Genomic DNA, 22,237 nt, shown 5'->3' with positions numbered 1-22,237 from the left:
ACAAATTGCGATATTTTATAGAACTTTCTTATAATGGCAGTGCCTATCATGGTTGGCAAAATCAGCCTAAAGCAATATCTGTACAAGAAGTTATTGAAAATGCATTGTCATTACTTTTAAAAGAAACTGTTTCTATTATGGGAGCGGGCAGAACGGATACAGGAGTTCACGCCATACAAATGTTTGCGCATTTTGATACGGATGTTGAATTTGAAGTAGATGATTTAACTTTTAAACTCAATTCCTTTTTACCAAAGGATATTGCTGTTCATACTGTTTTTAAAGTAAAAGCAGATGCACATGCGCGTTTCAACGCCTTAAGTAGAATGTATCTCTATAGAATTACGTTGAAAAAAAACGTATTTAATTTTGATACTGCTTATTACGTAAAGCAAGATTTGGATGTTGATAAAATGAAAGAAGCTTCAAAAATTCTATTTCAGTATAAAGATTTTCAATGTTTTTCAAAAGTAAATACCGATGTAAAAACGTATTATTGCGATATTATGGAAGCAGAATGGTTTTTTGATAATGATGAACTACACTTTATAATAAAAGCAGATCGTTTTTTGAGAAATATGGTACGTGCCATTGTTGGCACAATGGTGCAGGTTGGTTTAGGAAAATTACAAGTTGAAGATTTGCACGCCATTATAAATTCTAAAAACAGGAGTGAAGCTGGTTTTTCTGTACCTGCACACGCTTTATATCTAACCAAAATTGAATATCCAAACGATATAAAATATAATGACTAAAGCAAAAGAAAACATTTTTGATTTCACATTATTTAAACGGCTGTTTCAGTATATAAAACCCTACAAGGTTATCTTTTTTGGGTTACTTGTTTTGGTTATTTTGTTGGCTATTTTATCAACAGCAACACCTTACATAACTAAATACGCTATTGATAATAGTATTGCGGTTAAACAACAAAAAAGCTTTCTGTTTTACGTTGTTATCATGTTTGGAGTTTTAATTTTTCAAACTATTTTTCAGCTTGCTTTTATTTATTATGCTGCGTGGTTGGGACAAAATTTGGTAATGGATGTGCGTGTAAAATTGTTCAACCATTTGCTGAGTTTTAAAATGAAGTATTACGATAATTCTTCAGTAGGTGTTTTAATAACCCGCTCAGTTACCGATATGGAACGTATTGCCGATATTTTTGGTCAAGGATTATTTACCATTTTTAGAGACTTACTCGCCATGATTGTTGTTTTTAGTGTGATGGTTTACATTAACTGGCGCTTGAGTTTAATCGTTTTTATTATGCTGCCATTATTAATGTATGCCACCAGAATTTTTCAAAAGTATATGAAAGTGGCTTTTGAAGAAGTTAGAAATGAAGTCTCAAACCTAAATTCTTTTGTGCAAGAGCGCATAACAGGCATGAAAATTTTGCATCTGTTTACACGCGAGAAAATTGATTATAAAAACTTTGTTGATATTAATGAGCGTCATAAAAAAGGTTGGTTAAAAACGGTTTGGTATAATTCCATTTTCTTTCCGTTAGCCGATTTGGTATCGTCTATAAGTATAGGTTTAATTGCTTGGTATGGAGGTTTAACCGTTGTTTTAAAAGGAACAGAAGTTTCTCAAGGTGATTTGATTGCATTCGTAATGTTTATCCCGATGTTGTTTAGGCCGTTGCGTCAAATGGCAGATAATTTCAACACTCTTCAAATGGGTATGGTGGCAGCAAACCGTGTATTTAAAATTTTAGATACCACTTCGCATATTGATGATACAGGCACACATATAGTAGAACATTTTAAAGGAAATATAAATTTCGATAAGGTGTTCTTTAATTATATTGAAGATGAAGATGTTTTGAAAGATGTGTCTTTTGATGTAAAACCAGGTGAAACGGTTGCTATTGTGGGTGCTACGGGCGCAGGGAAATCGACCATTATTAATTTATTAAATCGTTTTTATGAAATTAAAGATGGCGTTATTTCTATTGATAGCATAGATATAAGGGAAATTACTTTAGCATCGTTGCGCACCCAAATTGCTGTGGTGTTACAGGATGTGTTTTTGTTTGCCGATACCATTTTAAATAATATTACCTTAAACAATCCTGAAATTACAGAGGCAGAAGTAATTTTAGCAGCTAAAGAAATTGGCGTACACGATTTTATTGTTAGTTTACCAGGTGGCTATCATTATAATGTGAAAGAGCGCGGGGTGATGCTGTCTTCCGGTCAGCGTCAACTTATTTCGTTTTTAAGAGCTTATGTTACTAATCCAAGTATTTTGGTTTTGGATGAAGCGACTTCGTCTGTAGATTCACATTCTGAACAACTCATTCAAAATGCTACTGATAAAATGACTAATGGAAGAACCTCTATTGTTATTGCCCACAGATTGGCCACTGTTAAGAAAGCAGATAAAATTATTGTGATGGATGCAGGTGAAATTGTTGAAGAGGGCACGCATGCTCAGCTTCTTAAAAAAGAAAATGGGTATTATAAGAATTTATATGAAGTACAGTTTTTAAAAGAAGAAGTGATTATTTAAGCTAAGTCTTTTTTAATCAATAAATTAAGTTGGGTGTTGTCTTCAAAAACTACAAACTCACCATCTTTAAAGTAAGAGATGTTTCCTGTTTCTTCACTAACAACAAGTGCTAAAGCATCTGTTTTTTCAGTAACTCCAATGGCCGCTCTATGGCGTAAACCAAACCGTTTTGGAATCACTTTTTCGTTATTTAAAGGTAGAATAACACGCGTTGCTTTTACAATATTATTGCTCACTATAATAGCCCCATCATGTAACGGACTGTTTTTAAAAAAGATGCTTTCAATAATAGGTTGTGTTACTTTTATATTCATTTCATCACCACTAGCACTTAAAAAATCTAGATTATTATTACGTTCAAAAACAATTAATGCACCAGTTCTGGAGTTTCCCATTTTAATACAAGCTGATAAAACAGCATCTACATTGGTTTCGTCGCTAGTTTCGGTTTTTAAGAATTTGAATTGTTTGAAAATTTTCCCGCGTTTGCTAAAATTAGTTGAACCAACCATCAATAAAAACTTTCTAATTTCAGGTTGAAAAACAACTATTAAAGCAATGATTCCCACTTTCATAAACCCACCAAAAATTCCCGAAAGCAGTTCCATGTTTAAGAAATTGGTAAGTTGCCAAACCAAATAAATAATGATGATGCCAATAAAAATATTAATGGCTACAGTACCTTTAACAAGTTTGTAAATATAGTAGAGTAGCAGCGCTACTAAAATAACATCTATAATATCAACTGCAGAGAGTTTTAAAAGGTCATTAAAAATTTCCAAGATAATATGGGTTTTGGTAAATTTAGTAAAATATGGTTAATTGGAAATTATTTCTTCGTTTGATATTGATATATTATTTCTTTTCATCTTTTCTAAAAAAACCTTGAAAGTTATATAATCTTGAAATAATAAATTTTCATCAAAAATGATATCTATTGGATTTGTAGATTTATCAAAACCAAAATCATTAAATTTATTAGAGAAATCCTTCCAATTGAAGGTTAACAAATTTCCACAAAAACCATCCGAACTTATAATAGTAATAGACTCTAAAGATTTAAAATTAATAGAAATATTAATATACAACGAATCGGGAGGCTTTTCATCAAAAGGATAAATTTTGTAAACCACATTCGTAAACTCAATAAACCCTAAATCCTTTTTGCTTATATCATTACAGGTAAAATAGTTTTTAGCATTTTCATTTTTATGTTCAGACTTTTGTTTCTTTTCTTGCAGAAATTTAATTTTAGGAATGACTTGTTTTAATGTTAAACGTTTGTCCACATTTACCAACCAATTAGTAGTGCTAATCAGGTTTTTTCTGTTTAACTCAATACTGTCCACTTCTGTTTCATTATAAAATAAATAAGCAGCGGAAACATCGTTGATTTCAGAGATTTCAGAATGGTTTATTTCTGGTAGTTGAACCATCTTATCTTTTCCGCAAGAAAAAATAAATAGTGATGCATATAAAATTAAAATATACCGCATGTTAAATATTTAAAGATTCAACAAGTTTAACGGTTTCCATGGCTTCTTTTACATCATGAACCCGTAAAATTGAGGCTCCTTTTTGCAATGCAATGGTATTTAAAACAGTTGTGCCATTTAGTGCTTCATTAGCTGTGGTTTCTAAAGTTTTGTAAATCATAGATTTTCTGGAAACTCCTACCAAAATAGGTTTTTCAATCATTTTAAATAATTCCAAATGGTTTAATAACTCGTAATTTTGCTCTAAATTTTTCGCAAAACCAAAACCTGGGTCTATAACAATATCAACAATTCCTAATGATTTTGCTAATGCAATTCGTTCAGAAAAATAAAATAGAATATCTTTGGTTAAATTGGAGTAATTGGTGTGTTGTTGCATTGTTTGTGGTGTGCCTTCCATGTGCATCATAATATAAGGTACATGCAAATTAGCCACGGTTTGCAACATGTTTTTATCTAATTTTCCAGCAGAAATATCATTTACCAAAGCAGCACCAGCTTCAATACACTGTTTTGCAACGGCGCTTCTAAACGTGTCAATGGAGATTAATGCTTTTGGGAAGTGTTTTAAAACCGTTTCAATAATAGGTAATATGCGTTGTAGTTCAATAGATTCACTTACAAAATCGGCATTGGGTCGCGAACTATAAGCACCTATGTCTATAAAGGAAGCACCTTGATTCAGCATTGATTCAACATGATTTAAAATGGCAGTTTCATTTTTAAAATGGCCACCATCGTAAAACGAATCGGGGGTAATATTTAAAATACCCATCACTTTTGGTGATAATAAATCAATAAGATTTCCTTTGCAATTAATGGTCATATTTTTTTATGCTACTAACGGACGAACGTTTTTTGGGTTTGAAGTAAATTTAAAAAGCTCTCAAAATTAAGAATTCAGCATTGGTTTTGTGCTAAAAAAACAATTATTTGTGTATTCGTAGTAAGTTTAAAAAACAATTGAACTTTCAACTTTGAACTTTGAACTATTTAAGCGAAATTTACGCAAAATTCATTTTATTACATGCAAGATACTTCAAAACAATACGATGCCGTTATAGCTACCTGTAAAAGTTTATTCAAAAAAAAAATGTCCGATTATGGAAGTGCTTGGCGTATCTTGCGCTTGCCATCACTTACCGATCAAATTTTTATCAAAGCGCAACGTATTCGAGGATTACAACAAAATGCCGTTAGAAAGGTCGACGAGGGCGAGGTTAGTGAGTTTATTGGTATTATAAATTATTGTATTATGGCTTTAATTCAGTTGGAAAAAGGGGTGGTGGAGCAACCTGATCTATCAGCCATTGAAGCTACCGAATTATATGAAAAACATGTGGCCATTACCAAAAAATTAATGGAAGATAAAAACCACGATTATGGCGAAGCATGGCGGGATATGCGCGTAAGCAGTTTGACTGATTTGATTTTACAAAAACTATTACGCGTTAAACAAATTGAAGACAACAAAGGCAAAACATTGGTTAGTGAAGGTATTGATGCTAATTACCAAGATATGATTAATTATGCTGTTTTTGCTATGATTCATTTAACAGAATAACATGAGAATATTAGTAAGCTTATCAAGAATTTTAGTAGGTGTTTTGTTCATCATTTCAGGTTTAATTAAACTTAACGACCCGCTTGGTTTTTCATATAAATTACAAGAATACTTTAGTGTAGATGTTTTAAATATGCCGTCATTAGAGCCGTATGCCTTAATTATTTCGGTATTAGTGGTTGTTTTTGAAGTGGTTTTAGGTGTGTTTTTAATTATTGGATATAAACCAAAATTCACAGTTTGGAGTTTGATGGGTATGATTGTGTTCTTTACGTTCTTAACTTTTTATTCGGCGTATTTTGATAAAGTTAAAGATTGTGGCTGCTTTGGTGATGCTTTAAAGCTAACTCCATGGGAAAGCTTTACCAAAGATGTTATTTTATTAGTTTTAATCCTTGTTTTATTTATTGGATTAAAGTATGTAAAACCTGTTTTTGGTAGTTTACAAACTACTATTTTGGCACTTTTGAGTTTTATTTTTAGTTTTTGGTTGGGGTATCACGTACTTATGCATCTACCTGTGGTAGATTTTAGGCCCTATAAAATTGGGAATAATATTTTAGAAGGTATGTCTACGCCAGAGGGCGCTCAAAAACCCGTTGTTGAGTACTATTGGAAATTTAAGGTTAATGGTGAAGAACAAGTAATAACCACTGATGGTTCATATCCAGAGGTAGCAGGTGATTTTATAAGTGTTGAAACTAAAATTATAGATGAAGGATACAAACCTCCTGTAGTAGATTTTTCAATAGAAAGTGATGAAGAAGATTTAACCCAACAATTTCTTTCAGAAGAAAACCTAATTATTGTAGTTGCCTACAATTTAGGAACTATGGAAAAAGAGGGTGCAGAAAAGTTAAAAGCCATGTCTGATTCTGCTTTGAAAAAAGGTTATAAAGTAATTGGCTTAACAGCATCGGGTGAAGATGATAAACAGAAAATAAATAAACTTTATAAATTGAATTTCACTTGGTATCTATGTGACGAAAAAGCCCTAAAAACCGTAGTGCGCTCAAACCCTGGAATTTTAGAGTTAGATAAAGGCACCATAAAGCAAAAAGTACATTGGAATGATATTGATGAATTAAAGTTATAAAGTAGAAAAGTTAAAAGTTTAAAAGTTATTTTAGCCAAACACCAAACACCAAACACCAAACACCAAACACCAAACACCAAACACCAAACACCTGATAACCTATCTTCTAAATAAAATCACTTACGCATTACTCACTTTGTTTGGGGTGGTTACTGTTATTTTCTTTTTATTCAACGTGCTTCCTGGCGACCCTGCACAAATGATGTTGGGGCAAAACGAAGGCAGCGATCAATTAGCCATTGTAAAACAAAAATATGGTTTCGATAAACCTATAAGTACACAATATTTTTATTATTTGAACGATTTGTCTCCCATATCCTTCCATTCAAATAAAAGTCAGGATTATACATTTTTAAAAACAGGTAAATATTCTGCCTCAAAATTATTCTCTATAGGAAATACAACAACAGTTTTAAAGTTTCCTTATTTACGCGAGTCGTTTACAAAACAAGGTAAAAAAGTGAGTGCAGTTTTAGGTGAAACACTTCCAAATACGTTTGTGCTAGCGGTTTCGGCTATAATAATAGCCATGGTGGTTGGCATTTTTTTGGGCATTATTTCAGCACTTTATAAAGACCGTTGGATTGATAAAACCATACAAATATTCAGCACCTTTGGTATGAGTGTGCCCTCGTTTTTTAGTGCCATTTTATTTGCCTGGTTCTTTGGTTTTGTATTGCACAAGTACACAAATTTGGAAATGACAGGTAGTCTTTATGAGTTAGACGATTTTGGAGAAGCCAACCATATGCAACTCAAAAACCTCATATTGCCAGCTATTGTTTTGGGTATTCGCCCGTTGGCGGTGGTTATTCAGTTAATGCGTAACTCGTTATTAGAAGTTTTTAATCAGGATTATATTAGAACTGCCAGGGCCAAAGGGCTTAGTGAGTTTCAAATTATAAAAAGACATGCGGTTAAAAACGCATTAAATCCTGTAGTTACAGCTATTTCTGGATGGTTTGCTTCTATGTTGGCTGGTGCTGTTTTTGTAGAGTTTATTTTTGGATGGAATGGTCTTGGAAAAGAAATAGTAAATGCTTTAAACACATTAGATTTGCCCGTAATTATGGGTTCGGTGTTAATAATCGCGTTATTCTTCATAATTATTAATATTTTTGTCGACATCATTTACGTTTGGTTAGATCCTAAAGTGAAGTTAGAATAATTCCTGTTCAGACAGGAATCGCATAAATTGAAAACATGAAATATATATTAATATGCTTTCTTAGTATTTTAAGCTGTAAAGCACAAGATGTGCCTACCAAATTTTCGGAAGCAGCATTAAATGATACATTTGTTACACTCCGAGGCAATTCTATAAGCTTTAAAGACATTTTAGAAGTTAATAAAGGAAAAACGCTGGTGATAGATGTTTGGGCATCTTGGTGTAAAGATTGTATTGGTGGTATGCCTAAAGTTAAAAGTTTGCAAAAAACAAATAAGAATGTAACCTATCTATTTTTGTCTTTGGATAAAACCCAAGAGGCATGGAAAAGAGGCATTAAAAAATACGATGTACAAGGACAACATTATTTTATGCAATCTGGCTGGAAAGGCCCTTTTGGTGAATTCATTCAATTAGATTGGATACCAAGATATATGGTTGTAGATGCAGATGGAGCCATTAAATTATTTAAAGCCATTGAGGCCGATGATAAAAGGATCAAAGAAATTTTATAGAAACTTAATAAAATCCCTTCATTAAAAGGTAAATTAAAAATGAGAAAACAAATTGTTGCAGGAAATTGGAAAATGAATAATGATTTAGCGCAAACGGAATCATTAATTACAGCTTTGAAAGCAAAATCGAAAACATCAAATGCCGAGGTTATGGTCGCTCCAACCTTTACAAACCTTTTTCAAGCCTTTCAAGCGTTAAAAGAAACTGAAGTAGAGGTAATTGCGCAAAATATGCACTTTGCAGCTAATGGAGCTTATACAGGAGAGATTAGTGCCAGTATGCTTAAAAGTGTAGGTGTAAAAACCGTTATTTTAGGACATAGCGAGCGTCGTGAGTATTTTGGTGAAACAGATGCTATTTTAGCTAAGAAAGTAGATGCAGCATTGGCGAACGATTTACGTACTATTTTCTGCTTTGGTGAAGTGTTGGCCGATAGAAAATCAGGTAATCACGAAGCAATTGTAGAAAGCCAAATTAAAAATGCTTTATTTCACTTAGAAGCATCTGCCTTTAAAAACATCGTGTTGGCTTACGAGCCTGTTTGGGCCATTGGAACCGGCGAAACCGCTAGTCCAGAGCAAGCGCAAGACATGCACGCTTTTATCCGTAAAACTTTAAACAATAAATATGGTACCGATGTAGCAAACAGCGTATCTATTTTATACGGTGGAAGTGTAAAACCAAACAACGCACAAGAAATTTTCGGAAAACCAGACGTAGATGGTGGCTTAATTGGTGGTGCTGCGCTTAATGCAGACGACTTTTTTGCTATTGTAAACGCATTTTAAGTATATAATTATTTGGGCGTTACCGCAAGGGTCGCGCTATACACTGTATCTTTTTGGCGCTTTAGGGCGCCAAAAAGGATGCCGTTTCTATCGCTAACGCAAATCACAACAAACAACCATATTCGTAAATCATCATGTCCAATATCATTTATATAGGTTACGAATTTAAAGTAACACCATTACAACCCGGAGTAGAAATCCTTATAGCAGAACTTGGTTATGCAGGTTTTGAAAGCTTCGTAGAAACCGAAGAAGGTGTTACGGCATACATTCAAAAAGAAGAGTGGAACGATTCCATACTTGATGATGTTCAAATATTAAATTCCGAAGAAATAAAAATAGATTTTACCTTCAGCGAAATAGAGCAAACCAATTGGAACGAAGAATGGGAAAAGAATTTTAATCCTATTGTAGTTGACGATGTTTGTTCGGTTCGTGCACCATTCCACGAAAAGCCAAATACCCAATACGATATCATCATCGAGCCAAAAATGAGTTTTGGTACTGGGCATCATGAAACCACCCATATGATGATTCAGCATATTTTAAAAAATGATTTCACCAATAAATCGGTTTTAGATATGGGTTGCGGTACAGGTGTTTTAGCCATTTTGGCTCAAATGAAAGGAGCAAAACCTGTTGATGCTATCGATTATGATAATTGGTGTTATTTGAACAGTTTAGAAAATGTAGAACGCAATAATTGTGAAAACATCACAGTGATAGAAGGCGATGCCAGTGTTTTGTCAGGTAGAAAATACGATATCATTATAGCCAACATTAATCGTAATATTTTACTTAACGATATGGAAACTTATGTGTCTTGTTTAAATAAAGGAGGACTCTTGTTTTTAAGCGGATTTTATAACGATGACATTCCCGTTATACAAGAAACGTGCGAAAAGTATTTGTTAAAATTTGACAAAAAATTGGAAAGAAACCATTGGGTTGCCTTAAAATTTTTAAATTAGTGTAAAATGTCCCCTCGAGCGCAGTCGAGAGGTATAACTTTTAAAATTTGATTATGAGTACTCAAGAAAAAACATTAGAAGAATTATTATTAAAAGAAGCTGTAGAAACCCAAAACGAGATTGTGTTGTTTAATGACGACGTTAATACCTTCGATCATGTAATAAACACACTTATTTATGCCTGCGAGCATACTGCAGAACAAGCAGAACAATGCGCATTGTTAGTTCATTACAAAGGAAAATGCACTGTTAAAACAGGACTTTACGATGATTTAAAACCACGTTGCAGCATGTTGCTTGATGCTGGGTTAAGTGCCGAAATTATATAGCTTAATGTGGTAGTTTGTCTTTCAGAACGCCATAAATAAAAGTACCTAAAACGGCAGCGGCAATTACTATAAGCATGCTGTAAACACCAGTTCCCAGTAAAATATACATGGGGCCAGGACAAGCACCAATTAGCGCCCAACCCAATCCAAAAATAGTACCACCTACAATATATCTTATCAATCCATTATCCTTTTTTGGAACGAAAATTTCTGCTCCTTTGATGCTTTTTATATAGCCTTTCTTTGAAATTTGAAGAAATAGCACTCCAGAAGCAATAGCAGTTCCAATAATACCGTACATGTGGAACGATTGAAAACGAAACATTTCATAAATACGATACCAGGATACGGCTTCAGATTTAACTAAAACAATTCCAAAAAACACGCCTACTAATAAGAATTTTAAATACTTCACTGTCTAAAAAATTAAGGGTAAAATAAAGTTTGTCATTATCAAGCCGCCAATAAAAAATCCGATAACGGCAATTAGAGATGGTTTTTGTAAGCTGCTTAGTCCTGTAATGGCATGCCCTGAAGTACAGCCGCCAGCATAGCGGGTTCCAAAACCTACCAATAATCCACCAATAATTAATAATAGTAAACCTTTTACAGATCTTATGGCTTCTAGGTTGTACATTTCATTAGGGACTAAACTTGAACCAGCATTTTTAAAACCCATGTGTTGTAGTTCTGTAACGGTAGTAGGGTTTAAATTGGTTACACTATCGTTTGATAAATAGTGGGTAGCTATAAACCCGCCAATAATAGCCCCTGCAACAACTGTTAAGTTCCATGATTGGTCTTTCCAATTGAATTTAAAAAAGTTGGAATATTTATCGGCACCCATCATTGTACACATAGTTCTTAAGTTTGAAGACATGCCAAATGTTTTGCCAAAATAGAGAAGTAGTGCCATAATGATGGCTATAAGTGGACCCGAAATATACCAAGGCCACGGGTTTAAAATAAAATTCATAGCTGTTAATTTAAAGCAAAGGTAAATAGAAGTAAAACTTAGTTTTGTAATAAATGTTACTTAAGTTGTATTTCTATTAAAATTACTATTTATATAAGTATAATTATAAGAATAAAAAATGGATTATAATATTGAAATAAATTTGGTGATATTTTAATAAAATTATTATATTTGCACCCACTTAAAAAGGCCTCGTGGCGCAACTGAATAGCGCACTTGATTACGGCTCAAGAGGTTACTGGTTTGAATCCAGTCGAGGTCACAAAAGTAAATAAGACTTTCAAGAAATTGAAGGTCTTTTTTTTTATCTAAAAAATTAATCTAATGCATTTTTTGTTACAAACCATCTCCATCCAATAATGGCCATTTGAAGTTTGGTTGCTTTAGCTAAATCCAATTGTCTCCGTGAGTAACTGGGCAGTGTTAGTTTGTTAAGCTTTGCTAAAAATTTAAATACGTACTTTTTCATTTTTTATAAACCTTCTTAGATACAAAAGTAATAAAACTTATTTTAGACTAAGTTTTACGCTTGTTGGTTTATATAATGAACATTACTTGAACGATTATTAGTTTGTCAAGTGTTATGATAATTTAAGGTTAGTTAATAGTTTAACAATGTCATTGTTTTTTTTTGAAGATGCATTTTTGCAATAATAGAGACCTGATGGATTTACTAAAATCGACATAATTTAACAATTTTATTTTTTTAGTTTAATTGTGATGTAGTTAGATAAGTATTTTGTCAATTAAAATATTTCCAAATCCAGTATTAGGGTTGTTTTCATAAATAGCATGAAAAGCGAAAGTACTGTAGGTGTATTTTCGTTAGCTAACGGAACTGGGAGCTCTGAATTATAGTTCAAATAAAAACTTCAAAGTTTTAACTTCAAGCTTTTAACTTTCATTTATCTTCGCAAAAAATTAAATTAATGAGTGTAGTTTTAGTTGTTTTAGGTTTTGCCTTACTGGTAGTAGGTGGCGAGTTTCTTGTACGGTCGTCTGTAGCTTTGTCATTTAAATTTAAAATTTCTAAAATGGTGATAGGGATGACGGTAGTGTCCTTTGCAACCTCTGTACCAGAATTATTAGTGAGTTTACAGGCGGCATTATCAGGTTCACCAGCTATCGCCATAAATAATGTCGTGGGTTCAAATATTGCCAACATTGGGTTGGTTTTAGGTATTACGGCCATGGTAGGTAGCATATCTGTGGATAAATCTTTTTACAAGCTTAATTGGCCGGTTATGATGGTTTTCTCCATTGTTTTGTACTATTTTCTTAGAAATGACAATATGCTTTCTGCTTTTGAAGGCATAATACTCTTTGCGGGTATTATTTTGTTTTTAGTTGTATTAATTAAAAGCACTAAAAAAGATGCAATTATTGAAGAAGTAGATGATACTCTAAGCATTGTTTCAAATTTTAAAATATTTATTTGGTTAGCTATTGGAGCTGCTGCTTTATATTTTGGTAGTGATTGGTTGGTTAAGGGGGCTAAAGAAATAGCTTTGTCCATTGGTGTAAGTGAAGCTGTAATTGGTGTTTCTTTAATAGCAGTGGGTACTAGCGTTCCTGAATTAGCAGCATCGGTTATAGCAGCGGCGAAACAAGAAAAAGCCATTTCGTTGGGTAATTTAATTGGGTCTAATATTTTTAATATTGCTACCGTTTTAGGTTTAACTGCCATAATAAAGCCAATACATGTTACAGAACCGTTAATTCTTTCTCGCGATATTTTCTGGATGTTAGGGTTTGCCTTTATACTAATACCAATAGTATTTCTTGGGAAAAAGTTTGAAATTAACAGATTTAAAGGTTTCTGTTTGGTATTTGCTTATGGAATATTTATGATGCTGTTATTTACGCATAAATAGTAATGAGGAATAATTAGAAATAAAAAGGGTTTGCAATTAGCAAACCCTTTTTATTATAACATTTATTTAAAAAAATTAAATCTTAGCAGATTTAACAGTTTCAACAATTACTGCTGCAATTTTGTATGGATCTCCATTAGAAGCAGGGCGTCTATCTTCTAACCAGCCTTTCCAACCTTTATTAACTGCGATTAATGGAATACGAATTGAAGCGCCCCTGTCGGAAATTCCCCAAGAGAAATCGTTAATTGAAGCTGTTTCATGTTTACCAGTTAAACGTTGATCGTTAAACTCACCATAAACAGCAATATGTTCTTTAACACGAGGTCTGAACGCTTCGCAAATCTTAGCATAAACTTCTTTGTCTCCACAAGTTCTTAATGTAGAGTTAGAGAAGTTGGCATGCATACCAGAACCATTCCAATCCATGTCTTTACCAAGTGGTTTAGGGTGGTATTCAATATAGTATCCGTATTTTTCAGTTAATCTGTCAAGTAAATATCTAGCAATCCAAAGTTCGTCACCAGCTAATTTAGCACCTTTTGCGAATAATTGGAATTCCCATTGTCCACAAGCAACTTCTTGGTTGATACCTTCAAAGTTTAAACCAGCTTGAATACATAAATCGGCATGCTCTTCAACTAAATCTCTACCATGTGTGTTTTTTCCACCAACTGAACAGTAGTACATGCCTTGTGGTGCAGGATAGCCACCAACAGGGAAACCTAATGGTAATTGTGTTGCTGTATCCATTATAAAATATTCTTGCTCAAAACCAAACCAGAAATCATCATTGTCGTCATCAATAGTAGCTCTTCCATTAGATACGTGAGGTGTTCCATCAGCATTCATAACTTCAGTCATTACTAAATATCCGTTGATACGCTCTGGATCAGGATAAATTGCTACAGGCACCAATAAACAGTCCGAAGATCCACCTTCTGCTTGTCTTGTAGAAGATCCGTCAAAAGACCAATTTCCTATTTCTTCAAGAGTTCCTTTAAAGTTTTCATGCTCTTCTACTTTGGTTTTGCTTCTCATGTTCTGAGTTGGGAAATAACCGTCTAACCAAATGTATTCTAATTTAATTTTTGCCATAATTTTTAAAATGAGAAATTAATAATGTTTCAACAAATATATATTTTTATTGAGATACTTCATGTTTGCAGGGGTGTTAATGTGAAAACATAAGTTATTTTTATTTATACCCTATTTTTTTAAGGCATCTATTAAAAAAAGTATATTTATTTATATAAAAAATGAAAAATTCTTAACACTATGAAAACATATTCTTTATGTTATATTTACGATATTATTACTTTTGTAAAAAAAATCAATAACTTAATTATATAGAGCCAATGTCTACTTTAAGATTTCATGCTATTAAAGAATCGCTTGCTAATAAGCCTGTTTTGGTTGAGGAGAAAGAACGTCGCTCCGATTTGTTTGGGAAAAACGTGTTTAACGAAAATACCATGCGTCAATATTTAACTAAAGATGCCTTTATAGGTGTTATGAATGCTATTCAATACGGTAAAAAAATTGATAGAAATATTGCAGATCAAGTATCGTCTTCCATGAAAGATTGGGCATTGTCTAAAGGAGTTACACATTATACACATTGGTTTCAGCCGTTAACAGGAACAACAGCCGAAAAACACGATGCTTTTTTTGAAACCATTGGTAATGGTATGGCTATTGAAAAATTTGGTGGCAGTCAATTAGTGCAGCAAGAACCCGATGCTTCTAGTTTTCCAAGTGGAGGTATTAGAAATACTTTTGAAGCTAGAGGTTATACTGCTTGGGATCCCACATCGCCCGCATTTATTTATGGTACAACACTTTGTATTCCAACTATATTTGTAGCTTATACGGGTGAAGCGCTAGATTATAAAACACCTTTGTTGAGGGCCTTAAATGCAGTTGACAATGCGGCTACAGATGTTTGTAAATATTTTGACAAAAACGTTAAAAAGGTGACATCTTCGTTAGGGTGGGAACAAGAGTATTTTTTAATAGACAGATTGCTTGCAGCCAGTAGGCCAGACATTACATTGACAGGCAGAACTTTATTAGGTCATTCATCTGCAAAAGGGCAACAGCTTGACGACCATTATTTCGGGTCTATCCCAAATAGGGCATTAAATTTTATGCGTGAGCTGGAAACCGAATGTATGCTTTTAGGTATTCCGGTTAAAACGCGTCATAATGAAGTAGCTCCAAACCAGTTTGAATTAGCGCCAATTTTTGAAGAAGCTAATTTGGCGGTAGACCATAATTCATTATTAATGGATATTATGGGGCGGGTGGCATCGCGTCATAACTTAAAAGTGCTATTTCACGAAAAACCATTTGCAGGTATAAACGGTTCTGGTAAACACAATAACTGGTCGCTTTCAACCGATACAGGTGTTAATTTGTTAGCTCCCGGAAAAACCCCAATGAGTAATCTGCAGTTTTTAACCTTTTTTATAAATACCATCAAAGCTGTTTATGAGAATGAAGAATTGTTAAGAGCCTCTATAGCATCGGCTAGTAATGATCATAGATTGGGTGCCAACGAAGCGCCACCGGCAATCATGTCGGTGTTTATTGGGCAGCAACTAACCAAAGTTTTAGAGGAGTTAGAAGGGGTTACCAAGGGCAAGTTATCACCAGAAGAAAAAACCGAGCTTAAACTAAACGTTGTTGGTAAAATTCCAGATGTTTTACTGGATAATACAGATAGAAACAGAACCTCACCTTTTGCATTCACTGGTAATAAATTCGAATTTAGAGCCGTTGGGTCTTTGGCAAATTGTGGTAATCCCATGACGGTTTTAAATACTATTGTGGCGAAACAATTAATAGATTTTAAAAAAGAAGTAGATCTTTTAATTGATAAAAAAGGACTCAAAAAGGATGAAGCTGTTTTTAATGTGCTAAGGGAGTATATAAAATCTACAAAAGCTATTTTGTTTGAGGGCAATGGTTACGGAAAAGCTTGGGAAGATGAAGCTAAGAAGCGCGGCTTAAGTAATAATAAAAGCACTCCTGAAGCTTTGAAAGCTAAAATTTCAAAAAAATCAATAGCATTGTTTGAAGACATGAATGTGATGAGTAAAATAGAATCGGAAGCACGTTACGAAATTGAAATGGAAGCCTATATTATGCACATTCAAATTGAAGGTAGGGTGTTAGGTGATGTTGCTCGTAATCACATCGTTCCAACCGCTGTTAAATATCAAAACATTTTAATCGAAAATGTAAAAGGTTTAAAAGAAATTTTTGAAGAGAATTATAAAGCCGTATCGCAAGAACAAATCAATTTAATTGAAGAAATATCCAGTCATATTAAAGGAATAAATGCCACGGTTACAAAAATGACAAACGAGCGTAGAAAAGCAAATGCTATCGAAAATATTGAAGAAAAGGCACTAGCTTACTGTTACCAAGTAAAGCCGTTATTCGATGATATTCGTAAACATTGCGACAAATTAGAACTGTTGGTTGACGATGAGATTTGGCCATTAACAAAATACAGAGAGTTGCTGTTTACCAGATAATTTGGGCGTTACCACAAGGGTCGGGCTTTTCGTTACAAGTCCTCGCTCGTACCTCGCTGTGGGCTTTCCACTTCAATCCCTAACGCTACTCAACATGAAGGTTAGTAACAAATAATAAAATCCCGTTGTAAAAAGCGGGATTTTTTAATTCAAAAAATTAACTTTGCGGCTCAATACAATACTATGGGTCAAGAAGTTTCTAAACGCTATGCACAACGTGGCGTTTCTGCATCAAAAGAAGATGTTCACAATGCTATTAAAAACATAGATAAAGGATTGTTTCCAAAAGCATTCTGTAAAATAGTTCCGGATTATTTAACAAATGATGATGATTATTGTTTAATAATGCATGCCGATGGTGCGGGCACAAAATCGTCACTTGCATATATGTATTGGAAAGAAACAGGCGATATTTCTGTTTGGAAAGGCATTGCGCAAGATGCACTAATAATGAATATAGACGATTTGTTGTGTGTAGGTGCAACAGATAATATTATGCTATCTTCAACCATCGGGAGAAATAAAAATTTAATCCCAGGTGAAGTGCTTTCAGCAATCATAAACGGTACCGAGGAATTAATTTCAGAATTAAAGAATTTTGGTGTTACCATTCATTCAACCGGTGGTGAAACAGCCGATGTGGGCGACTTAGTGCGTACCATCATCGTAGATTCTACGGTAACAGCTCGTATGAAACGTAGCGACGTTATTGATAATGCCAATATTAAAGCAGGCGATGTTATTGTAGGTTTAGAAAGTTTTGGACAAGCGTCTTATGAGAAGTCGTATAACGGTGGTATGGGAAGTAACGGATTAACCTCTGCGCGTCACGATGTTTTTAATACCTATTTAGCACATAAATACCCAGAAAGTTTTGATGCTTCTGTTCCAGAAGATTTGGTGTATTCTGGAAATATAAGATTAACAGATGCTGTGGAGGATTCTCCAATAGATGCAGGTAAATTGGTGTTGTCTCCAACACGTACCTATGCACCTATTATCAAAAAAATACTATTAGAATATAGTAGTGACCAAATACATGGTATGGTGCATTGTTCTGGTGGGGCACAAACTAAAATTCTTCATTTTGTTGATGAATTTCATATCATAAAAGATAATATGTTTCCTATTCCACCATTATTTAAGCTAATACAAGAACAATCAAAAACCGATTGGAAAGAAATGTACCAAGTGTTTAACTGTGGGCATAGAATGGAATTGTATGTGTCTCCGGAAATTGCAGAAAATATCATTAATATATCGAAATCTTTCAGCGTAAATGCTAAAATAATTGGTCGTGTTGAAGCGTCAAAAACCAAAAAGCTTACAATAAAAAGTGAGTTTGGAGAGTTTAGTTATTAAATTTTTGTCTTTTTTTTATTAAAACGGAATAGTTATTGATGAAAATGCTAATTTGTAAAAACCAACCGAATACATTATTATGAAGCATGTTTTATTAGTCGCTGTTTGTTTCTTTTTTCAGCTTGCACAATCTCAACCAGATACTTTATTTTTAAGAACAAAGGCACCAAAATACGACGGTCCAGAATGGATTCAAAAAAATAAAGCTTCGGTAAATTTAAACGAAGTGGCTTTTGTAAATTGGAATTCTGGGGGTAGCAATTCTATTTCTGGACTTTTTGGAATGGAATCTTCAGCTAATTATACCGATAAGTATTTTTCATGGAGAAACAATGCAGTAATGCGTTACGGTGTTAATAAACAGCAAGCGAGAGAACTTAGGAAAACCGACGATTTATTTGAATTAAATTCAGATATTGGTTTTAAGCCAGACAGTATAACAAATTGGTATTATTCTGCAAAACTTAATTTTAGAACCCAATTAGCAAACGGTTATAAATATCCAAATAAAGATACGCCAATTTCAAGATTGATGGCTCCGGGTTATTTGTTTTTTGGAGGGGGTATGGAATATGGTAAAAATATAGACCAATTATCTTTTTACTTTTCACCATTAACATTAAAAGCAACATTTGTATTAGATGAAGATTTGGCAAATGCAGGTAAGTTTGGTGTTACGCGTGCTGTTTTAGATAGTGAAGGTAATATTATTGTTCCAGGAGAACGTATTAGAAAAGAGGTAGGCATTTTAATAAATAATAGCTACGAAATGGAAGTTGCAACAAATATTAAAGTGAAGCAACAGGTGAGCCTTTATTCCGATTATATAAATAATTTTGGAAACGTAGATGTAGACTGGAGGCTTGACTTCGATTTTAAAGTAAATAATTTTGTAAAAGCGACACTTGGTTCACATTTAAGATACGATGATGATATTAAAACTACAAAACCATCTGATATTGAAGGTGAGACTGATGAGGCTGGAGCTAAAGTACAGTGGAAACAGTTTTTAGGCATTGGTTTCGCTGTAGATTTTTAATTAACCCCTTACTTCAGTGTTAAATAAATTTGTTAACTTTTTTATGTTGATAAATTTTTAATAATCTAAAAATCAATATTTTATATATTTTTTGTTGTAAACTTTATGATTTTTATCATGTTTTAAGTGTTATTTTTTTTGTTATTTTATGGTTTGTATTTTTAGCAACCATAAATTATAATAACAATGAATCCTGAACTAACCAAAACACTTCCTAAAACCTATACACAAGATGAAGCTTTCAATGCTTCTTTAAACTATTTCAATCAAGACGATCTTGCTGCACGTGTTTGGTTAAATAAATATGCGCTAAAAGATTCTGAAGGGAATATTTATGAGTTAACCCCAAATGATATGCATCGTCGTATTGCTAAAGAATTAGCAAGAGTTGAAGCAAAATACGCCAATCCATTATCTGAAAACGATATTTTTGATTTAATAAAAGACTTCAAATACATCGTTCCGCAAGGTAGTCCAATGGCAGGTATTGGCAATCCGTACCAAATTGCATCACTTTCAAATTGTTTTGTTATTGGGAATTCCGGTGGTTCCGATTCCTATGGTGGCATCATGAAAGTAGATCAAGAACAGGTACAACTCATGAAGCGTCGTGGTGGTGTTGGTCATGATTTGTCACACATACGTCCCAAAGGCTCTGCGGTAAAAAATTCCGCATTAACCTCTACGGGCATTGTACCTTTTATGGAGCGTTATTCAAATTCAACTAGGGAAGTGGCGCAAGATGGACGTCGTGGCGCGTTAATGTTATCGGTATCTATCAATCACCCAGATTCTGAAGATTTTATTAATGCGAAATTAGAACAAGGAAAAGTTACAGGTGCGAATGTATCCGTTCGAATAGACGATGCGTTTATGGAAGCGGTTAAAAACGGCACTGAATACACTCAAAAATATCCCATTTTCAGTAGTAACCCAAAAGTATCAAAAACCATTGATGCGAATTCGTTATGGAAAAAAATAGTTCATAACGCATGGAAATCTGCTGAACCAGGTATCTTATTTTGGGATACCATTATTAATGAATCGGTACCAGACTGTTATGCCGATTTAGGTTACAAAACCGTTTCAACAAACCCATGCGGTGAAATCCCGTTATGTCCTTATGATTCTTGCCGATTGTTAGCAATCAACTTATTTTCATATGTTGAAAATCCATTTACCGAAACTGCTAGTTTTAATTTCGATTTATTCAAAAAACACGTGGCAGTAGCACAACGTATTATGGATGATATCATCGATTTAGAGTTAGAAAAAATTGATAATATTCTTCTTAAAATAAACGAAGATCCAGAGCTAGATGAAGTAAAAGCTACCGAACGTAATTTATGGATTAACATAAAAAAGAAAGCCGAAGAAGGTAGACGTACAGGTGTTGGTATTACTGCTGAAGGCGATATGTTGGCGGCCTTAGGCATTAAATACGGCAGTGAAGCAGGTAATGCGTTTTCGCTTGAAGTGCATAAAACCATTGCTATTGAAGCCTATAGAAGTTCGGTACATTTAGCAAAAGAGCGCGGTTCGTTTTTAGTTTTTGATGCTGAACGCGAAAAAAACAATCCGTTTATTCAACGATTAAAAGACGCCGATAGCCAACTATATTATGAAATGTTAGAATATGGCAGAAGAAACATTGCGCTGTTAACCATTGCGCCAACAGGAACAACCAGTTTAATGACGCAAACAACATCGGGTATCGAACCTGTATTTTTACCGGTTTACAAACGCAGACGCAAAGTAAATCCAAATGACAAGGAAGCCCGTGTAGATTTTGTTGATGAAGTAGGAGATTCGTGGGAAGAATACGTAGTGTTTCACCACCGTTTTAAACAATGGATGGAAGTAAATGGTATTGATACAACGAAAAACTACTCACAAAAAGAAATTGATAAACTAATTAAAAAATCGCCTTACCACAAGGCAACGTCTAATGATGTTGATTGGATGAGTAAAGTAAGCATGCAAGGCGCTATACAAAAATGGGTAGATCATTCCATAAGTGTAACTATTAATTTACCTAACGATGTGAATGAAGAATTGGTTGGTGCGTTATACTTAAAAGCTTGGGAAGTAGGTTGTAAAGGAGTAACTGTTTACAGAGATGGTTCTCGCTCAGGGGTGTTGATTTCAAATGAAGAAAAAGAAGAAAGTACAGAAGCGTCATTAACTACATTTCCAACAAAACGTCCGCAAACCTTGGAAGCTGATGTGGTTCGTTTTCAAAATAGTAAAGAAAAATGGATTGCATTTATTGGCTTAATTGATGGCAAACCGTATGAAATATTTACAGGATTGGCTGATGATGAAGATGGTATTTTAATACCACGTTGGGTTAATGAAGGTGTTATTATTAAAAACAGAAATGAAGATGGTACATCGCGTTACGATTTTCAATACAAAAATACCCGAGGTTATAAAACCACTATTGAAGGCCTATCTCATAAGTTTAACCCAGAGTTTTGGAACTACGCCAAACTTATTTCAAGTACGTTACGCCACGGTATGCCAATTGATAAAGTTGTCGATTTAATTAATAGTTTACAGCTAGATAGTGCTTTTATCAACTCTTGGAAAAACGGTGTAGGTCGTGCCTTAAAACGCTATGTGGAAGATGGTACACAAGCCAAAGGCTATCAGTGCGATAATTGCAAATCGGAAAACTTAATATACCAAGAAGGCTGCTTAACGTGTAAAGATTGTGGCTCTTCTAAATGTGGATAGTGCTTTTTTATGATGTTTAAAAAAAGGAAGTTAATTTTATATTGGCTTCCTTTTTGTTGAGTTTCTGGAGTGATCGTTTAACGTGTTTGTGTATGGTTAGTTGCGTGTTTAAGCAACTAATTTAGCAAACAAATCACAGATACAAAATTCCAGCGGAATTTTCGTAAGTAAGCTCTAACTAGCAATTAATTATACACGTCTTAAGTTTGTCTTTTAGTTAAATTTGAATTAAATCAGAAAGAACAAAAGAGAGG

General features: G+C 33.8%; 21 protein-coding genes and 1 tRNA gene. 15 read left to right on the top strand and 7 right to left on the bottom strand.

Annotated elements, in window-relative coordinates; translation table 11 throughout:
* Positions 1 to 5: 5 nt before the first annotated feature.
* Both truA and VP395_RS11155 read left to right on the top strand, forming a co-directional pair.
* Positions 6 to 755, top strand: a complete 750-nt coding sequence (gene truA / locus VP395_RS11160; RefSeq protein WP_346242281.1) for a tRNA pseudouridine(38-40) synthase TruA — start codon at positions 6 to 8, stop codon at positions 753 to 755.
* On the top strand, positions 748 to 2,520 hold the full coding sequence (locus VP395_RS11155; protein ID WP_346242092.1) for an ABC transporter ATP-binding protein: 1,773 nt from the start codon (positions 748 to 750) through the stop codon (positions 2,518 to 2,520). Before truA ends, VP395_RS11155 begins: the two co-directional genes overlap by 8 nt.
* Here the strand turns inward: VP395_RS11155 and VP395_RS11150 are convergent.
* Genes VP395_RS11150 through folP form a run of 3 tightly spaced genes read right to left on the bottom strand, consistent with a single transcriptional unit; the run spans position 2,517 to position 4,842 of the window.
* Positions 2,517 to 3,302 (bottom strand): diadenylate cyclase, encoded by a 786-nt coding sequence (locus tag VP395_RS11150; RefSeq protein WP_346242091.1) that lies wholly within the window; start codon positions 3,300 to 3,302, stop codon positions 2,517 to 2,519. The two genes, VP395_RS11155 and VP395_RS11150, sit on opposite strands and share 4 nt — an antisense overlap.
* 36 nt (positions 3,303 to 3,338) lie before the next feature.
* Positions 3,339 to 4,016 (bottom strand): hypothetical protein, encoded by a 678-nt coding sequence (locus VP395_RS11145; RefSeq protein WP_346242090.1) that lies wholly within the window; start codon positions 4,014 to 4,016, stop codon positions 3,339 to 3,341.
* A gap of 1 nt (position 4,017) precedes the next feature.
* Positions 4,018 to 4,842 (bottom strand): dihydropteroate synthase, encoded by an 825-nt coding sequence (gene folP / locus VP395_RS11140; RefSeq protein ID WP_346242089.1) that lies wholly within the window; start codon positions 4,840 to 4,842, stop codon positions 4,018 to 4,020.
* A gap of 201 nt (positions 4,843 to 5,043) precedes the next feature.
* Between folP and VP395_RS11135 the strand changes: the two genes are divergently transcribed.
* From VP395_RS11135 to VP395_RS11105, 7 genes are all read left to right on the top strand, one after another.
* On the top strand, positions 5,044 to 5,580 hold the full coding sequence (locus VP395_RS11135; RefSeq protein ID WP_346242088.1) for a DUF1599 domain-containing protein: 537 nt from the start codon (positions 5,044 to 5,046) through the stop codon (positions 5,578 to 5,580).
* Between the two features lies 1 nt (position 5,581).
* Positions 5,582 to 6,676: a BT_3928 family protein gene (locus tag VP395_RS11130; protein WP_346242087.1), complete on the top strand. Its 1,095-nt coding sequence runs from the start codon at positions 5,582 to 5,584 to the stop codon at positions 6,674 to 6,676.
* A 91-nt stretch (positions 6,677 to 6,767) separates the two neighbouring features.
* Complete coding sequence (locus VP395_RS11125; RefSeq protein WP_346242280.1) at positions 6,768 to 7,844, top strand: ABC transporter permease; 1,077 nt, start codon at positions 6,768 to 6,770, stop codon at positions 7,842 to 7,844.
* A gap of 35 nt (positions 7,845 to 7,879) precedes the next feature.
* A complete protein-coding gene (locus VP395_RS11120; protein WP_346242086.1) occupies positions 7,880 to 8,359 on the top strand; it encodes a TlpA family protein disulfide reductase in 480 nt (159 codons plus the stop codon).
* A 39-nt stretch (positions 8,360 to 8,398) separates the two neighbouring features.
* The gene (gene tpiA / locus VP395_RS11115; RefSeq protein WP_346242085.1) at positions 8,399 to 9,148 is read left to right on the top strand and encodes a triose-phosphate isomerase; all 750 of its coding nucleotides are present in this window, start codon (positions 8,399 to 8,401) and stop codon (positions 9,146 to 9,148) included.
* Positions 9,149 to 9,282: 134 nt separating this feature from the next.
* The gene (gene prmA / locus VP395_RS11110) at positions 9,283 to 10,119 is read left to right on the top strand and encodes a 50S ribosomal protein L11 methyltransferase (protein WP_346242084.1); all 837 of its coding nucleotides are present in this window, start codon (positions 9,283 to 9,285) and stop codon (positions 10,117 to 10,119) included.
* Positions 10,120 to 10,172: 53 nt separating this feature from the next.
* On the top strand, positions 10,173 to 10,448 hold the full coding sequence (locus tag VP395_RS11105) for an ATP-dependent Clp protease adaptor ClpS (protein WP_346242083.1): 276 nt from the start codon (positions 10,173 to 10,175) through the stop codon (positions 10,446 to 10,448).
* Position 10,449: 1 nt separating this feature from the next.
* On the opposite strand, the gene VP395_RS11100 is transcribed toward VP395_RS11105, so the two are convergent.
* Positions 10,450 to 10,863, bottom strand: coding sequence for a DUF6691 family protein (locus tag VP395_RS11100; RefSeq protein ID WP_346242082.1), 414 nt, complete (start codon positions 10,861 to 10,863; stop codon positions 10,450 to 10,452).
* A 3-nt stretch (positions 10,864 to 10,866) separates the two neighbouring features.
* Positions 10,867 to 11,424, bottom strand: coding sequence for a YeeE/YedE family protein (locus VP395_RS11095; protein ID WP_346242081.1), 558 nt, complete (start codon positions 11,422 to 11,424; stop codon positions 10,867 to 10,869).
* Between the two features lie 188 nt (positions 11,425 to 11,612).
* On the opposite strand from VP395_RS11095, the gene VP395_RS11090 reads away from it, so the two are divergent.
* Positions 11,613 to 11,686: transfer RNA gene (locus VP395_RS11090), tRNA-Arg, on the top strand.
* Positions 11,687 to 11,740: 54 nt separating this feature from the next.
* On the opposite strand, the gene VP395_RS11085 is transcribed toward VP395_RS11090, so the two are convergent.
* Complete coding sequence (locus VP395_RS11085; RefSeq protein ID WP_346242080.1) at positions 11,741 to 11,893, bottom strand: SsrA-binding protein; 153 nt, start codon at positions 11,891 to 11,893, stop codon at positions 11,741 to 11,743.
* A gap of 460 nt (positions 11,894 to 12,353) precedes the next feature.
* Here VP395_RS11085 and VP395_RS11080 point away from each other — a divergent pair, with 460 nt between their 5' ends.
* On the top strand, positions 12,354 to 13,298 hold the full coding sequence (locus VP395_RS11080; RefSeq protein WP_346242079.1) for a calcium/sodium antiporter: 945 nt from the start codon (positions 12,354 to 12,356) through the stop codon (positions 13,296 to 13,298).
* A 75-nt stretch (positions 13,299 to 13,373) separates the two neighbouring features.
* On the opposite strand, the gene VP395_RS11075 is transcribed toward VP395_RS11080, so the two are convergent.
* Positions 13,374 to 14,396, bottom strand: a complete 1,023-nt coding sequence (locus VP395_RS11075) for a glutamine synthetase beta-grasp domain-containing protein (protein ID WP_346242078.1) — start codon at positions 14,394 to 14,396, stop codon at positions 13,374 to 13,376.
* Positions 14,397 to 14,656: 260 nt separating this feature from the next.
* Here VP395_RS11075 and VP395_RS11070 point away from each other — a divergent pair, with 260 nt between their 5' ends.
* The 4 genes from VP395_RS11070 to VP395_RS11055 all read left to right on the top strand — a co-directional run bounded on the left by VP395_RS11070 (position 14,657) and on the right by VP395_RS11055 (position 21,983).
* A complete protein-coding gene (locus tag VP395_RS11070) occupies positions 14,657 to 16,843 on the top strand; it encodes a glutamine synthetase III family protein (RefSeq protein WP_346242077.1) in 2,187 nt (728 codons plus the stop codon).
* Between the two features lie 183 nt (positions 16,844 to 17,026).
* Complete coding sequence (locus VP395_RS11065) at positions 17,027 to 18,205, top strand: AIR synthase related protein (RefSeq protein ID WP_346242076.1); 1,179 nt, start codon at positions 17,027 to 17,029, stop codon at positions 18,203 to 18,205.
* A gap of 79 nt (positions 18,206 to 18,284) precedes the next feature.
* On the top strand, positions 18,285 to 19,244 hold the full coding sequence (locus tag VP395_RS11060) for a DUF3078 domain-containing protein (protein ID WP_346242075.1): 960 nt from the start codon (positions 18,285 to 18,287) through the stop codon (positions 19,242 to 19,244).
* A 186-nt stretch (positions 19,245 to 19,430) separates the two neighbouring features.
* Positions 19,431 to 21,983: an adenosylcobalamin-dependent ribonucleoside-diphosphate reductase gene (locus VP395_RS11055; RefSeq protein WP_346242074.1), complete on the top strand. Its 2,553-nt coding sequence runs from the start codon at positions 19,431 to 19,433 to the stop codon at positions 21,981 to 21,983.
* Positions 21,984 to 22,237 lie beyond the last annotated feature (254 nt).

The organism is Mariniflexile soesokkakense (genome assembly GCF_039650365.1).
Taxonomy (GTDB): Bacteria; Bacteroidota; Bacteroidia; order Flavobacteriales; family Flavobacteriaceae; genus Mariniflexile; species Mariniflexile soesokkakense.
Note: the sequence above shows the minus strand (reverse complement) of the source record. Positions and strands in the feature narration are given on the sequence as shown.

Coding starts and splice junctions, on each gene's coding strand:
- VP395_RS11155 (WP_346242092.1), top strand. CDS start 748: ATGACTAAAGCAAAAGAAAACATTTTTGATTTCACATTATTTAAACGG.
- VP395_RS11145 (WP_346242090.1), bottom strand. CDS start 4,016: ATGCGGTATATTTTAATTTTATATGCATCACTATTTATTTTTTCTTGC.
- folP (WP_346242089.1), bottom strand. CDS start 4,842: ATGACCATTAATTGCAAAGGAAATCTTATTGATTTATTATCACCAAAA.
- VP395_RS11135 (WP_346242088.1), top strand. CDS start 5,044: ATGCAAGATACTTCAAAACAATACGATGCCGTTATAGCTACCTGTAAA.
- VP395_RS11130 (WP_346242087.1), top strand. CDS start 5,582: ATGAGAATATTAGTAAGCTTATCAAGAATTTTAGTAGGTGTTTTGTTC.
- VP395_RS11120 (WP_346242086.1), top strand. CDS start 7,880: ATGAAATATATATTAATATGCTTTCTTAGTATTTTAAGCTGTAAAGCA.
- tpiA (WP_346242085.1), top strand. CDS start 8,399: ATGAGAAAACAAATTGTTGCAGGAAATTGGAAAATGAATAATGATTTA.
- prmA (WP_346242084.1), top strand. CDS start 9,283: ATGTCCAATATCATTTATATAGGTTACGAATTTAAAGTAACACCATTA.
- VP395_RS11105 (WP_346242083.1), top strand. CDS start 10,173: ATGAGTACTCAAGAAAAAACATTAGAAGAATTATTATTAAAAGAAGCT.
- VP395_RS11095 (WP_346242081.1), bottom strand. CDS start 11,424: ATGAATTTTATTTTAAACCCGTGGCCTTGGTATATTTCGGGTCCACTT.
- VP395_RS11085 (WP_346242080.1), bottom strand. CDS start 11,893: ATGAAAAAGTACGTATTTAAATTTTTAGCAAAGCTTAACAAACTAACA.
- VP395_RS11080 (WP_346242079.1), top strand. CDS start 12,354: ATGAGTGTAGTTTTAGTTGTTTTAGGTTTTGCCTTACTGGTAGTAGGT.
- VP395_RS11075 (WP_346242078.1), bottom strand. CDS start 14,396: ATGGCAAAAATTAAATTAGAATACATTTGGTTAGACGGTTATTTCCCA.
- VP395_RS11070 (WP_346242077.1), top strand. CDS start 14,657: ATGTCTACTTTAAGATTTCATGCTATTAAAGAATCGCTTGCTAATAAG.
- VP395_RS11065 (WP_346242076.1), top strand. CDS start 17,027: ATGGGTCAAGAAGTTTCTAAACGCTATGCACAACGTGGCGTTTCTGCA.
- VP395_RS11060 (WP_346242075.1), top strand. CDS start 18,285: ATGAAGCATGTTTTATTAGTCGCTGTTTGTTTCTTTTTTCAGCTTGCA.
- VP395_RS11055 (WP_346242074.1), top strand. CDS start 19,431: ATGAATCCTGAACTAACCAAAACACTTCCTAAAACCTATACACAAGAT.